General features: G+C 42.3%; 17 protein-coding genes. 8 read left to right on the top strand and 9 right to left on the bottom strand.

Translation table 11 applies throughout. The annotated features are described in order from the left end of the window. Positions 1-57 precede the first annotated feature (57 nt). The gene (locus TERMP_RS08150) at positions 58-327 is read left to right on the top strand and encodes a hypothetical protein (protein ID WP_235507096.1); all 270 of its coding nucleotides are present in this window, start codon (positions 58-60) and stop codon (positions 325-327) included. A 101-nt stretch (positions 328-428) separates the two neighbouring features. Further along, positions 429-2,279: an indolepyruvate ferredoxin oxidoreductase subunit alpha gene (iorA, locus tag TERMP_RS08145; protein ID WP_013467918.1), complete on the top strand. Its 1,851-nt coding sequence runs from the start codon at positions 429-431 to the stop codon at positions 2,277-2,279. Between the two features lie 9 nt (positions 2,280-2,288). On the opposite strand, the gene TERMP_RS08140 is transcribed toward iorA, so the two are convergent. Beyond that, the gene (locus tag TERMP_RS08140; RefSeq protein WP_013467917.1) at positions 2,289-2,972 is read right to left on the bottom strand and encodes a DUF4152 family protein; all 684 of its coding nucleotides are present in this window, start codon (positions 2,970-2,972) and stop codon (positions 2,289-2,291) included. A gap of 70 nt (positions 2,973-3,042) precedes the next feature. On the opposite strand from TERMP_RS08140, the gene TERMP_RS08135 reads away from it, so the two are divergent. Both TERMP_RS08135 and TERMP_RS08130 read left to right on the top strand, forming a co-directional pair. Continuing rightward, on the top strand, positions 3,043-3,438 hold the full coding sequence (locus TERMP_RS08135) for a hypothetical protein (protein WP_013467916.1): 396 nt from the start codon (positions 3,043-3,045) through the stop codon (positions 3,436-3,438). Then, a complete protein-coding gene (locus tag TERMP_RS08130; protein ID WP_048159807.1) occupies positions 3,425-3,916 on the top strand; it encodes a hypothetical protein in 492 nt (163 codons plus the stop codon). Before TERMP_RS08135 ends, TERMP_RS08130 begins: the two co-directional genes overlap by 14 nt. Here the strand turns inward: TERMP_RS08130 and TERMP_RS08125 are convergent. Further along, a complete protein-coding gene (locus TERMP_RS08125) occupies positions 3,909-4,229 on the bottom strand; it encodes a hypothetical protein (RefSeq protein ID WP_013467914.1) in 321 nt (106 codons plus the stop codon). The genes TERMP_RS08130 and TERMP_RS08125 overlap by 8 nt on opposite strands. 110 nt (positions 4,230-4,339) lie before the next feature. On the opposite strand from TERMP_RS08125, the gene TERMP_RS08120 reads away from it, so the two are divergent. Further along, the gene (locus tag TERMP_RS08120; RefSeq protein WP_013467913.1) at positions 4,340-5,323 is read left to right on the top strand and encodes an AI-2E family transporter; all 984 of its coding nucleotides are present in this window, start codon (positions 4,340-4,342) and stop codon (positions 5,321-5,323) included. On the opposite strand, the gene TERMP_RS08115 is transcribed toward TERMP_RS08120, so the two are convergent. The 3 genes from TERMP_RS08115 to TERMP_RS08105 are packed head-to-tail and all read right to left on the bottom strand — an operon-like array spanning position 5,313 to position 6,929. After that, complete coding sequence (locus tag TERMP_RS08115) at positions 5,313-5,849, bottom strand: nicotinamidase (protein ID WP_013467912.1); 537 nt, start codon at positions 5,847-5,849, stop codon at positions 5,313-5,315. The genes TERMP_RS08120 and TERMP_RS08115 overlap by 11 nt on opposite strands. Positions 5,850-5,852: 3 nt before the next feature. Then, a complete protein-coding gene (locus tag TERMP_RS08110; protein WP_013467911.1) occupies positions 5,853-6,251 on the bottom strand; it encodes a DUF2240 family protein in 399 nt (132 codons plus the stop codon). A gap of 45 nt (positions 6,252-6,296) precedes the next feature. Continuing rightward, complete coding sequence (locus TERMP_RS08105; RefSeq protein ID WP_013467910.1) at positions 6,297-6,929, bottom strand: hypothetical protein; 633 nt, start codon at positions 6,927-6,929, stop codon at positions 6,297-6,299. 102 nt (positions 6,930-7,031) lie between these two features. On the opposite strand from TERMP_RS08105, the gene TERMP_RS08100 reads away from it, so the two are divergent. From TERMP_RS08100 to TERMP_RS08090, 3 genes are all read left to right on the top strand, one after another. After that, positions 7,032-7,421, top strand: a complete 390-nt coding sequence (locus TERMP_RS08100) for a PaaI family thioesterase (protein WP_048159973.1) — start codon at positions 7,032-7,034, stop codon at positions 7,419-7,421. A gap of 76 nt (positions 7,422-7,497) precedes the next feature. Beyond that, positions 7,498-7,806, top strand: coding sequence for a PadR family transcriptional regulator (locus tag TERMP_RS08095; protein WP_013467908.1), 309 nt, complete (start codon positions 7,498-7,500; stop codon positions 7,804-7,806). Beyond that, positions 7,799-8,986 carry an MFS transporter gene (locus TERMP_RS08090; protein ID WP_013467907.1) on the top strand — a complete coding sequence of 396 codons (1,188 nt, stop codon included), beginning with the start codon at positions 7,799-7,801 and terminating at the stop codon, positions 8,984-8,986. The genes TERMP_RS08095 and TERMP_RS08090 overlap by 8 nt, the downstream gene beginning before the upstream one ends. Here the strand turns inward: TERMP_RS08090 and TERMP_RS08085 are convergent. From TERMP_RS08085 to TERMP_RS08070, 4 genes are all read right to left on the bottom strand, one after another. Continuing rightward, positions 8,983-9,201 (bottom strand): hypothetical protein, encoded by a 219-nt coding sequence (locus tag TERMP_RS08085; RefSeq protein ID WP_013467906.1) that lies wholly within the window; start codon positions 9,199-9,201, stop codon positions 8,983-8,985. The genes TERMP_RS08090 and TERMP_RS08085 overlap by 4 nt on opposite strands. Before the next feature lie 41 nt (positions 9,202-9,242). Next, complete coding sequence (locus TERMP_RS08080; protein WP_013467905.1) at positions 9,243-11,471, bottom strand: DHH family phosphoesterase; 2,229 nt, start codon at positions 11,469-11,471, stop codon at positions 9,243-9,245. A 25-nt stretch (positions 11,472-11,496) separates the two neighbouring features. Next, positions 11,497-12,690: an MFS transporter gene (locus TERMP_RS08075; RefSeq protein WP_013467904.1), complete on the bottom strand. Its 1,194-nt coding sequence runs from the start codon at positions 12,688-12,690 to the stop codon at positions 11,497-11,499. A 64-nt stretch (positions 12,691-12,754) separates the two neighbouring features. Further along, entirely contained in the window at positions 12,755-13,927 is a 1,173-nt protein-coding gene (locus tag TERMP_RS08070) for an MFS transporter (RefSeq protein ID WP_013467903.1), read from the bottom strand. Positions 13,928-14,068 lie beyond the last annotated feature (141 nt).

The following is a 14,068-nucleotide window of genomic DNA, read 5'->3' as shown; positions in this document are numbered from 1 at the left end:
AGATGCTCGGCAACTGCAATAAATGAAAAACTTTTAAACTTTGATGGGAAATTTATCATGGTGGTTTTCATGGACTTTGAACTGTTTATGGAGAGATATGGGTATAAGTTGCTTCTTGGATTGATGGCACTTGTGGTAATAGTCGTTGTTGGAATACCTATACTTGGCTATATATACTTCCTCCGGAGATACAGCTGGGAAATTGGGGGACTGATGCTAATAATAGTGGTGGTTTACGCTTTTTCAGTTAGGAGAAAGGTCATGGACGCCTATGCCCAAGCGCATGGAAAGTACTTCTATGATGATAAGTGGTACAAGAGAAGGTAGTCGAAATCTTTGTTTTCCTCGTGAATCTTTTTCGTTTTATCCGATATTTTTCCGAAATACGGGTTTTTAACATGAAGCTCGATTAATTTTTGGTGGTGAGGATGAGGAAACTTTTGATGGGTAATGAAGCTATCGCTTATGGGGCTTTGGAGAGCGGAATTTCTTTTGCAACTGGTTATCCCGGGACTCCATCAACCGAGGTCATCGAAACGATAGCACGCCTAAACCCTGAGGTTTTTGCCGAGTGGGCACCCAATGAGAAAGTTGCTTTAGAAGAAGCAGCTGGCGTTTCTTACGCTGGGCTTAGAAGTTTGGTAACTATGAAGTGTGTTGGCTTAAACGTTGCCGCTGATCCTCTCATGAGCTTAGCTTATTCTGGCGTTGAAGGTGGATTAGTTATTCTCGTTGCAGATGACCCTGGGCCGCACACTTCTCAAACGGAGCAGGATGATAGGTATTACGGAAAATTATCACTTTTACCGGTTCTTGAGCCTTATGATCCCCAAGAAGCTCATGATTTGATCAAATATGCCTATGGGCTCAGTGAGAAATACAAAGTTCCTGTGCTGTTCAGAACTACGACAAGGGTAAACCACACAACTGCTGACGTTGAAGTTGGTGAGTTCATTAAGCTTGAGAGAAAGCCGGTGTTCAAGAAGGACATACAAAGGTATGTGAGAGCCTCAATGAAAGGCAACTTGGAGAGGCATAAATGGCTGAACAAGACGCTTAGAGAAATTGAAAAAGAGTTTGAAACTTTAAAATTCAACTGGGTTGAAGGTGAAGGAAGAATAGGAATTATTGCTGAAGGAGCTCCATACAACTACGTAAAAGAGGTTGTTCCAAAGATTGGTGAAAACTTTAAAATCTTAAAGTTCTCAACCCCGCATCCTCTTCCAAAGAAACTGGTGGTCGATTTTCTTAAGAGCGTTGATATGGTGATAGTTGTTGAGGATGGGGCACCTTTCTTGGAGGAAGAGGTTAAAATTGTGGCATATGAGGAAGGGCTTAACGTTCCAATATATGGGAAGAGAACTGGTCATTTGCCCCTCGAAGGAGAGCTAACGCCAAGCTTGGTTAGAAACGCCCTTTTGAAGCTTCTTGGAAAGGAAGCCCAAAGCTACGAGAAGCCCAAGGAAGTGAAGGAAGCAGAGAAACTGGCACCTTCAAGACCCCCAACAATGTGTCCGGGCTGTCCCCATCGTGGCTCTTATAGAGCTCTGCTCGATGCTCTTAGGGAGCTTAAGTTCAAGAGGGATGAGATACCAATACATGGGGATATTGGATGCTATGCCCTCTCACTTCTGCCGCCACTTGAGGCTATCTGGACGGAATATGTTATGGGAGCAAGTATAAGCTTGGCAAACGGCCAGAGCATAGCTTTTGGCAAGAAAATTGTTGCTACAATTGGAGACTCAACATTCTTCCACAACGGAATACAGCCCTTAGTGGATGCTGTGTATAAGAATCTTGATGTCCTCGTGATGATTCTTGACAACAGAACAACGGCAATGACTGGACACCAGCCTCACCCCGGAACTGGTGGAAGTGAAACAGGGAGGAAATTCAATGAGATTGACATTGAGGCATTGGTCAAAGCTTTAGGAGTCAAATACGTCAAAACAGTTGATCCGTATGATTTGAAGGCAACGAGAGAAGCAATAAAAGAGGCGATGCAGGTTAAGGGGCCAGCGGTTATCATAGCTAAGAGGGAGTGCATAATTCCAGTGATTAGGAGAGGGGAGATAGGAGAGACACCGACAGTAATTGAAGACAAATGTGTTGGATGTAAGGCTTGCATTCTTCTGACTGGATGCCCTGCACTGGTTTATGACCCAGAGACCAACAAAGTCAGAATTGACCCGCTGATATGTACGGGCTGTGGTATATGCAATCAGCTTTGTCCGTTTGAGGCAATAAAGTTCCCAAGTGAAATAGGAAAGAAGGAGTAAGCTTTCTTTTTATTCTCTCCACACTTCCAGCACCATGAACGTCCTTGCTACCGGGTTAGGATAAAGCTCCCAGCCAATTCCTTCATTATTCGACTCTATTTCTCCATACAATCCACCTTCTCTGGGATCTAAGCTTTCACCGTAAATTCTGCTTTCATGAATTTCAACTTTCATGTACCTTGGCAAACCAATCCTTATGCTCCCTTCTTCTCTTGCATATTCTATTGCCCATTTTGCTGAGTAAATTCCAGCGTAAATTTCTGCAATCCTAACAGCTACGCTGTCCTTCCCAATTGCCAAAATCTCTATCCCAGTGTCTTCCCAAAAACGCTTTGCTAAAGGCTGTAAATCTTTGCTCAGCTCATGCCATATTGCTTTGCCCCTATCCGAGATTCTTAACGCATCTATTGTTGGATCATCAAGTTTTCTGAGTTCTATTCCACCTAAGCTTGAATCTAAATGAATAACATCTGGTTTAACTTTTTTAGCGAGCTTTATGGCTAAGAACACTTCATCTTTAATCGCCTCTCTCCCGCTTAGATCGTAGTTGAACGGGTCAGCGTATTTCACTATGCTCATTGTTGCCGTTTTGAAGGGTTTTTCAATGAGCACAGCTGCAGTTGCTATCAGTCCTATTGGTTCATAGGCTCCATCAAGCACAGCTCCCCCAGTGTCGGCTGAAACTATTCTCATGCTTTCACCCCGTTAATTTCTCATTACCTAAAAGGATTAGGAGGGTAGTATATTTAAGGGACGTGATCGTATGGAGAAGAGCGATGATATTTTAAGCCTTTACTTGGACATGCTTTCAAGTGGATTTTATATTGGCAATGTGAGAGGAAGCATTACTGCCGTCACAGAAGAGGGGGAGTTCCCTCTCATATCTCCCGTTCCGACTACGACATTCGATATTTTCTGCAGTGAGAATAGTTTGATTCTCTTTGGGTTTTGGAAACATGGTGAAGAAGCGGAGTATGGGTACTTGAAAATACCCCTCAGCCGCATAGAGATGATAGGGGAGATCGATGATGAACTTATACTCTATGTCTTCTCTGAAAAGAGAACTCAAGATAGCATAGGATTTGTTAGACTCAATTTGTATCCTGAACCTATAATTAAGGAAAAACTCCTCAAGGTGATTGAATTTGGAGAGGAGTGAAAAGGTGGTGTTTAGCTTGGAGGATATGCAGTCTAATGTAGAAAGGGCACTTGGAATGTATCTCGATGATCTTTGCAAGGCAGTTCATGTTGGTACCACCCGGGGTGCGGTGTTCTTAATTTATAAAGAAAGGAAATATCCCATTGTATCATCAAAAGCTGTACTCCCCTTGATTGATGTGTTCTATAGGTTCCCGTGTTTGGAGTTTATATCATTTTGGAGAGAAGACGGAAAAAACATGTATGGATATGCGAAGTTTGCGGTATCGAGAGTTAAAGTTCTGGAGGAAAAGGGGGACTACCTGCTACTTGCTGTAGAGCCCCATGGTCATATGATAAAAGCCAATGTGTACGTGTTGATACTCCTACTTACAGTCCCTGGTTTTAAGAAGACCCTTTTCAGATTATTGGGAGAGGAGGGTGAATCAGAGGATGAGAATGAATGCGGGATTATAGATTCCTCATATCTGCCTACCTAATGAGCTCTCTGTAAACCTTTTCAACGTCACTTTTTATTATCCTTACAAGCTCCTCATCAATTCCAGATATTCGGGTCTCATATGGAATATACTTTTCTATCAGCCCATAAACGTCTGGATACCTTGTCTTCATCATGCCCAATGCAGGACCTGGAGGCATGAGCAGTCCTAAGTCTTTATAGATTATGTAAACGCTTATGCTGTACATAGCCTCAAGATATGACCTAAATGCCAACCGGTAGTTTCCTTCTTTAAAGTACTCATCCCCGGACTTTATGTACTCATCAATCTTTCTGAGCATCTCTTCCTCCATTTATTATCCCTCGTTTATAAATTGGCAATGGAAGGATATAACCATTATCTTCTGAAGAAGCCAAAAGTTAAAAAAGCTCTGAGACAGTAATGATATTATTGGTGAGCTTTATGAAGGCAGAATTATTAGTTTGGGGAGGTATTGTCATAGCAATACTTTACTTGGCATGGAGCACAGTCTCACAGTTGCTGTCCCCAATTTTCTTCGCTGCGATTCTTACATATGCTGTTTATCCTATTCATAAACACCTTTCGAGCAGGTTAAGTATCAAGAAATCAGCACTGATATTGACTGCTTTCCTAATTCTTATTGCAACGGGCATTACAATTGAGCTAATTTTAATATTCAAAAATGTGTTAATGTCCTTCTATGAAGATGTCATTGCCTTTATATCTTGGAGCCAGACATTCACATTTCCTTTTGGACTAACCAACGTGATTCAGAAATTCTATGCACAGTTTACCCCCAAGTTCTCTGAGTACATACTATCATACACATTCTCGATTCCGAAATACCTTCTGCAGCTTGTCATATTTGTTGTCATGTTCTATTATTTTCTTGTGAGCTCTGAAGCCATTAGGAGACAAATTTCTTTGCTTTTGCCTCAAGAGAATAAAGAATTAGCAAATAAACTGTTGAAAAGAGCGGATTTAACACTCCAGGCGCTCATTAGGGCCTGGCTTCTTCTCAATATTGCTAAGGGCATTTTGATGACGCTTGGATTCATAGTCTTTCAGGTTTCAGACGTTCCAACTGCAGTAATTGCCGGATTTTTAACTGTACTTTTTAGCTTTGTCCCGCTTTTTGAAGGCTGGATGATATGGTTAGCTGGTGCCATATACCTCTTTAAGAATGGAAATGTGATAACGGCAATTCTATTAGCCGTTTATGGGTTTGTATTCGTGTCTCCACTTCCGGATTTTACAGTGAGACCAAAGCTCGTTGCAAAAGGGGCACAGCTCGATGAGGTCATGGTTCTTGTTGGAATGATAGGGGGAGCATGGAGCTTTGGGGTTAAAGGATTGATAATAGGCCCGATCGTGCTGAACTTGGTGGTGGCGCTGTTAAAAGAATGGAGAAAAATTACAACGTGATTATTTTTGCACCTTGGTCTTCGAGTTCTTTTAGAGCTTTCTCTTCATCTTCTGGGTTTATTCCCTTAATTGCATCTTTCAGTATGTACACCTCAAATCCATACTTTAAAGCATCTAATGCTGTTGCTCTGACGCAGTATTCAGTTGCAACCCCACAGATGTAGACCTTTTTAATGCCCCTTTTCCTCAAAGTTTCTGCTAAATTTGTTCCCTCAAAACCTGAGTATGCCTCTTTATCGGGCTTATCAGCTTTTGAAATTATTATTGCATCTTCTGGGAGCTTCACCACAAATTCAGCCCCTTCTGTATTTTGAACACAGTGCCTTGGCCATGGTCCCCCCTGCTCTTTAAAGCTTATATGGTTTGGGGGATGCCAGTCTCTTGTAGCAACTATCAATGCCCCCTTTTCCTTGAATTTTTTAATGTATTCTTCGACTTTTGGAATTATTTTATCTCCATCTGGGACTGGCAAAGCTCCATCAGGCATGAAGTCCTTCTGCATGTCAACAATTATGAGAGCCTCCATCTCTCACACCTCCAGCTTGTCTTTAAATTTGGACATATCAATTCCCTTGTCTACCCCGTAGAGGTAAGCCACAATCCTTTTATCTAGGGTGCCGTATCTCTCCGAGAATTTCTTTATGTCCTCGAGCACTTCAAATTCACTCCACCCAAGTTTTCGGGCAATATAGGCAATCATTTTTGTAAATATGTCTTCCTCCTTCTCTTCCTTTTCGAGTATCTCCTCATTGATTATAAGCTTTCCATCTCTCTCTTCAATAATGCCTCTCTCTATGCTGCCTTCTATAAGCTCTTTGGCTTCTTTAACGCTCATCAGTCTGAGTTTAACAACAAGAATTCCAATTAACTCTTGTTTTGTGAATTCATTTGAGCCCTTATAGAGGATGGCATTTTTTAGCTCCTTCACTCACTCCACCATACAAAGTTAAGTAAAAGAAGTAGAAAAGCTTTACTAAGCTCCAACTCCTCCGCTACCCCAGAAGAACATTTCGAATGGGAAGTTGAAAAGTGATGACAGCTTTCCACCTGGGGACTGCGGAAAGAAAATATATGCTGTCCGTAATGATTTTACTTGCTTCCCTGCCACGTCATAAATGTAGAGCTTTGCCACTGGGAGAAAAGGATATCCCTGTAGGATAACAACCTGATTAATCCTTTTCACAATCAGGCCCTCTCTAACGCTATCTTGGAGCTTGTAGCCTTTGAGCAATCCATAGTGGGGCATTCCAAGTTTTTGGATTCCCTCAACATCGAATCTGTATCTTTCATTGCCCCTCATATCCTCAAGAAGTGAGGATGCTGTAAAATGGGTTCCAGTAAACTCAAATGAATAGGTTGAAAGGTAGTAGTCAGTCAATTTAAATGTTGAGAAAGACCACAGCATAAGGCCAATAATTAGCCAAGGTGCCCATTTTTTAAGGAACACCTTCTTTCCATGTGGGATATCTTCAAACTTGGGATTTTTTATTAGTACTCCCCTGTTAATGTAGGCTCCCAAGATGATTATTGCCCATGAGAAAATGAAGTAGGAGAGCATCATGAAGATATAAGCGCCATATTCAGGAGCATGCTGATAATACGCCATTTTCCAACCACCTGTGATAATGATGATAACATTGAATATTTAAAGTTTTTCATGGGTGTAAAAGTTTATATTTTCCATGTGCATTACAATACACTGGTGAGCATCATGCAGAGAACACATAATTTAACTTCCAAACGATTGGTGGGAGAACCAGTAAAAATCACAGAGGGATATGCAGAAGTTAAGCTGAAGACCGTGGATGAGATGAAAGTTGACGAACACGGCTTAGTTCATGGCGGCTTTACGTTTGGACTGGCAGATTATGCTGCGATGCTTGCTGTAAATGAGCCAACAGTTGTTTTGGGAAAGGCTGAAGTGAAGTTTACGAAGCCTGTGAAGGTTGGGGATGAGCTCTTAGCTAAAGCAAAAGTTGTGGAGGATTTAGGGAAAAAGAAAGTGGTTCATGTTGAAGTTTTCAATCAGGGAAATGAAAAGGTTCTGGAAGGGGAATTTTACTGCTATGTTTTGGAAAAGCATGTGCTCGAGCTTTGATTCTCTCTTGATTTTGGTTTTATACAGAGGTAAAGTTTTTAAGATATGATATCAGAATTCGATATCGGTGTTCGATATGATACGCCGCATTTTGCTTGGCTTCATGGGGCTGCACATACTGCATCACGCAAGCAAAGAGCCAATAACCGGGGTGTTCATGATTGAAGAACTGAAAAAGCATGGTTATGAGGTTAGTCCCGGGACGATATATCCGCTCTTGCATAAGATGGAAGTTTCTGGGCTTTTAAAGAGCAGATGGGAAGTCAGGGATGGAAGGAGAATCCGGCTTTACGAGATAACTCCAAAAGGCCTGGAAGTCTTGGAAGAGGGAAAAAAGAAAGTTAAAGAGCTTTGCAACGAAATCTTGGGTGATTGCAATGGATAAAGAAAAGAAAATCTTTGGAATAAGCTGGAATGTGTTCTTGCTGGGACTTGTAAGCTTTCTCAACGATATGAGCAGTGAGATGATTGCACCGATTGTTCCGGCATATCTGACCAGTGTGTTAAATGTTGGGAAGCTTGCAAGTGGTTCAATAATGGGCCTCATTGAGAGCCTGAGCTCCCTCTTTAAAGTAGTTTTTGGGCACATCAGTGATAAATTCAGACAAAGGAAGGTTTTTGTAACTTTGGGTTATGGCCTTTCAACGATTTCCAAGGGTGCTTTAGCTTTTACACACTCATGGTGGGACTTTCTGAGCTTAAGGATCGTTGATAGGGTGGGAAAAGGGATTAGGACAGCTCCAAGAGACGCCTTAATAGCAGAGTCAACCGAAAAAGGGAAAACCGGCAAATCTTTTGGCTTCCACAGGATGATGGATACCATGGGGGCTGTTGCTGGGCCGTTGGTTGCCATTGGTCTCTTGGCTTTATTCGTGAAGTATCCAGCTGATGTTGCATACAGAAGGATCTTTCTCCTCTCTGCTCTCCCAGGCGCGTTGAGCATCTTGATAATAATTTTCTTAGTAAAGGACACTGGGAAGGAGGTTAAAAAGAAGATCAGGGGCATCTCAGCATTAAGGAATAGGAATTTAAAGCTGTTCTTGGTTGTTGTTGCGATTGGAGCTCTTGGAAGATACAGCTATGCCTTTACAATGTGGAAGGCTCAAGAGCTTGGCTACTCAATTGTTCAGAGTTTAGGCTTTTATGCTCTTTTTAATGTTATCTATGCACTGTCTGCTTACCCAATAGGCGTTTACTCCGATAAAGTCGGCAAAAAAGTTATCATTACAGCTGGATTTGGGGTTGCAACATTAGCAGCTCTAACTTTTGCATATGCAAAAACTCTGTGGATGCTATTGGCAGGTTTTATCCTATACGGCGTCTATTTGGCAATTGAAGATACAGTTCCGAGAGCTTACATGGCTGATTTGGCCAAGGACTTTGAGAAGGGAACGATAATCGGAGCATATCACACGGTCTTCGGAGTGTTTGTTTTTCCGGCTTCAGCAATTGCAGGCTGGCTGTGGCAGAATTATTCGCTGAAATACAGCTTTCTTTATGCGGCAGCAATGAGTGCATTTGCAATGATTTTGATGATGACAATGGTTAAAGAAGAGAAAAGTTAAGTCTTTTCAAGTCTTTCTACCATTTCTTTTGTTATCATGAGTGGTTTGTCAACCTCATAGATGTCATTTAGCTCCCATTTGACTTCGCCTCTGTTTATTGCTTTTACGTATCTTTCTGCCAGCTCTTTTGCTTCCTCAAAAGTTTCAGCTTCAACAATTCTCCTGACATACCACTTCATAGAACCGTATCTGAGTTTGAATTCCGCCATAAACATGGTCATCACCAGAAGAAATTATGAGTGAAGGTATAAAAGAGTTAAGGAACATTCTTCTTCAACTTAACAACCTGCTTTGCAAACTCCTCAAGAACTTCTTTCCTCTTGCCCTCAAAGAACTTTATTGAGCCAGCGTAGCTATGTCCTCCCCCTTCTACTCCAGCATCTGGGATCTTCTGTTGGAGAACTTTTATGATTTCGTTGAGATCAAAGTTGTAAGCTGCCATGCCATCGCTTGCCCTAATCACTGCAAAGTCCGGGCCATATGCCAAGGTTAATATTGGCGAATCCTCCCCGTACTTCTCCTTGAAGTGATCATGGATTAAACCGCTGAGCTTTCCTGGTGATGGATACTCAAACTTTGGAGCATAAAGCTCAATGTCAATCGTGTTGAACCTTATCCCATTTGGCAGAACGATGCTCTTTACATGCGGCAAGGAAGCTTTGAGAACCTTCTCTTGTTTTGCCTTAACCTCTGGGTAGATTGCATCAATAAGCTTTCTATGTCTTTGAAGATTGCCGGTTAAGAGTAGAATCTCCTCAATTATCCCCTTTCCATCCATGAACTTCCAGTAATAAGCCTCGTGATCAATTACTTCAGCGATCTTCTTTAAATCTTCCTCTTCCAGCCCTTTTGTTTCTTTTGCGATCTTTAAATACTGCTCAAATTCTGGAGCTTTACTCCTGTCTCCAGTTCCAGCTATGGCTGGGAGGTGCTTTATCTTATCCTCTACCTTTGGGTTAATGAATCTTGCAAGCTCAGTTGCAAGCATTCCAGCTGTTAATTCGTAGTATCCTCTCTTGACGAGATGGGGATTGACGTGAACATCAACCCACTCATCAACTGCCGCTTTGTCTTCGCTTATGAAATCTCTTGGATCGTGGTGATCAATGACAACAATTGGAACCCCATATGCTTTTAACCTCCTGTATGCTGGGATATCCTCCGTAGTTCCGCCGTTGTCAACTATCACAACTAACGGCAGAGGCTCACCGAACTTCATCGAATCCTCGACAGCAAAGATTATGTCCTTCAAAACGTCCTCAAGCTCATAGAACGGTGCCCTTGATGGTCTCCTCTTGAAGAGGTGCCACTCAGCCTCTGGGTCTGGTGATACCTCCTTTAGGAGAGGAACTATAGCACTCTCCAGAGCCAATCCCGAGACATAGCCATCTGTATCTGCATGATGTCTGAGCAGAATAGGCCTTCCTTCATAGATTGCTCTCCTGATCATGAAAGCAGCTTTCATAATTTTTGGCTTAAGCTTCTCCAAAACCTCACTTTCAACTAAAAATCCAACATCCTCTGGCTGTGCTTTTTTGTCAAGCTCTTCTTCAATCCTCTTCTTGACCTCAGCCGCCTCAGGTCCCCACAGTCTTGACATGTCGCTTATCTCTATCTGAATCTCACCAGCGTGGAATGACACTTTTCCAATGATCTCAACAATATCCCCAACGTTTATGTTGGGATATGCCCTAACGCCCGGGGCTTCAAAAGCCGCTGCCCATGTTATGCCAGTTCCATCTGTTATTGTGAAAACTGTTGGCCCACCCGTAACTTGCACTTGGATTATCTTGCCCCTTATTCTCACGGTCTTTCCGGCCAACTCCTCGCTGAGCTGTTCGATTGGGGTGACAGGCAACTCCTTTCTCACGATTACTTCCTTGTACTGTCTTAATGCTGATTCAATGAAGTCTATTTCCCTCTTCTCTGGTCTGACATCTAAAACTTGAACCAAAATTTCCATCCCGGGCTTGTATTCTTTTCCTCCAAGCAGATCCTTACGCTTGATTAAACCAACAACGTGAGGATTGAGCTTAACAAAAACCCCAAAGCGCTCTACTCTATCAATAACACCTTTGTAAATCCTTCCGATTTCAACGTCTTCATAATCACATGTCTTATCAAGGATGTATACAATTTTAAACTTCCTCTCACACTCTGGACACACCCAAGTTGTCTCCATGCCAGGTTCCCAAGGTTCTTTCACTTTCCCGCAGATATCACAGGCTAAAACCCTCCCAGTCCCCCCACAGGTTGGGCATGCATCATAAACTGGCACGATCCCTTTTCCATGACACTCTGGGCAAGGGATCTCATCAACTTCCTCATCAACACCAAAGTAATCGAGGTTTTTGTAGCCTTTCAGATGCTCGTCTAATTTAAAATCAGCTGGAACGTAGCCCCATCCGTTGCAGACCTCACACTCCTTCTCGCCTACTTTAACTTTCCCAGTTCCATGGCACTCTGGGCAGTCTTTAACTGCCATCTTGCTCACCCCTTAGAACAGTCATTTAAAGAGATGTACCGTTGCTTATAACTCTTTCCTCATATCCAGCAAAGAACATCCAAAATATAACTATGGATGCCGCATACAGAAACCCGGTTATGAGGAAAGGGAATACTAAAGATCTGTCGAAGATAATTCCTCCCAAATACTGCCCGAGTCCAAAGGTTGAGGTCCAGGCAAAGCTTCTCAGTGCTATTGAAGTTGCCCTCTCTTCCTTTGTGAAGAACTTCATCATGAAGGCATCCCATATTGGGTTAACGATGTTCATGAGGATTGTTCTAACTATGTAAATGATCGAAGCTATCAGAAAGCTTGGAGCAAGCGGGAGGGCAATTATCAAAGCTGTGGCACTTCCGTTAAAGCTCACTATTGTTTTCACGCTTCCAATTTTGTCGGCTAAGAGGGGCATGGAGAACATTCCTAATGCCATGACAAGTTGCTGCAGTGCAAAGAGCCCACCTATGCTCTCTAAGCTCGTCCCAAACTTCAAGTTGAAGTAGAGCCCCATATACGGGATTGTCACCCCCGCACCCAAACCAATTAAAGCTGATGGGAGTGAAAACTTTGCTATTTTTATCAACAGCTCTCTCCTGAGTCTAAGCTTTCTCTCTTCTTTTCCAAGCACTGGGGAGACGAAGGACATCAGTACCATTTGAATTAAAATCAGAAGAGCCGCAAGGAGTAGAGTTCTCCTATAGGGGTTTGTTCCATCCAGAACCTTTGGCAGGATTCCCCCTAAGAGCATTCCAAAGGCTGCCCCTGCTGTTCCGAGAGCACTGTTTAGAGTAAACAGATAGTGTCGCTTCTCCTCGCTTGCTTCTCCACTGAGCAGAGCCATCAAAGAAGGCCATTCAAGTGCCATAGCTATTCCAGCAATTACGGATGACAGTGCCAAAGCCCAGAATACTGGAACAGAGACCTGAATCAAGCGAGCGATGAAAATCAGGGATAATGAAAGCAGGATTGTCCTTTTGTAGCCAAATCTAATGCTGATTTGCCCAGAAATCAGTAAAAGAGCAGCTTGAACTATTGTTGATAGGGAGAACAAAATCCCAATTTTTGTAAAGTCCATTCCAAGGGATTTAAGATAGAATGGCAGAATAAACCATGCTATATTGCCCCCTAACCAGCCAAAAAAAGAATAGGCTACAACTAACTTTGCATCTCTGCTGAATCCTCTGTATTTCTCGAGGCTCATGGTTGAGAGTTGGGGTGTCAATTTATAAGCATGTCGAAGCGCTTAAACAATGTTAGTAAAGTGGTTAAGCTTTGTTGTACTTGGCAAAGAAGAAGTAAAACGTAAGGGTGGCAATTATGTACAAAGTTGCCGTAGTATAAAACGGATAGCTGAGGGATATTCCAAAGAGAAATCCACCTATGTAGTTCCCTACCCCTCTCATGAAGGTTGAAAATGCCCTTCTAATCCCAACAGCTGTGGCTTTCTCCTCAGTTGAGAAAAATCCAAGCATGAAGGAATCGTTAATCGGCCAGACAATGTTCATCAGTATGCTTCTTATGATGTAGAAAAAAGCCGCTAATGTGAATATATTAATTGATGGGAAGACAGCAAAAAGCAGAGCCGCAGAGCTTTGAAATAATGTTATTGTTTTTACTGGGCCTATTCTATCTACAAGCTTTGGAAGTATGAATGATCCAAGACCCATAACCAGCTGCTGGAAGAAGAAAACACCGCTTATAGCTGCTAAAGTAACTCCAAACCGCATATCAAAGTAAAGCTGCATGTAGGGGATTGTTATGCCCGCACCGAGACCTATTATCGCCGAAGGGACTGAAAACTTGAGGATCTTTATTATCAGCTCCTTCCTCCACCTTATTTTTGGATTTTCCACCGGAACATCCTTTATTATCAAAAGTGCGGGGATGGTGATTAAAAACTGCAGAAAGGAAAATGCTAAAACCAATCTATATGCCAACTGGGTAGTAATTCCAAAAGCATTCTCTAAGAAATTTGGCATAAATCCTGCCAACAGAACGCCCACAGCATTAAATATGGTTCCGAGACCAAAGCTTATTGAAAACGCATGATGCCTAAGCTCGTCTCCAACCTCTTCACTTAAGAGGGCAGAGAAGTTTGGCTGTCTTATTCCCATGTTCACTCCAACAAGGAGAAATCCGAGCAGGAGAACGTAGTAATTTAGAGCAGTAACCTGGAGTATCCTCCCAGTAAAGCCTAAAACCGCTCCAAGAAGGAGGGATTTTTTATAGCCGATTTTCAATGAGATCTGACCGGCAAACAAGAAGAACAGAGCACCGACAAATGTTCTCAGTGAGAAGAACACTCCCATATCGCTCATTGAATATCCCAGTGCTCTCAAATAGAACGGAATTATGAAGAAGGAAAACTGGAGAAACAGCTGCCCCACTGCGTTCAATGCAATGAGTATCTTTGCGTCTCTATTGAACTTCTGGAGCATGGTTTAACTTAATGTCTTAACGCTTATAAATTTATCGAAATGATAACATGAGGGACACAAAGCTTATTAATGATCGTTGGGAGATGTTGTTTGATGCCATAATGCACCAACCTCTGCTATACGCTCAAATCTTTTTGTAAT

The organism is Thermococcus barophilus MP, from assembly GCF_000151105.2.
In the GTDB taxonomy this organism is placed as follows: domain Archaea; phylum Methanobacteriota_B; class Thermococci; order Thermococcales; family Thermococcaceae; genus Thermococcus_B; species Thermococcus_B barophilus.
Note: the sequence above shows the minus strand (reverse complement) of the source record. Positions and strands in the feature narration are given on the sequence as shown.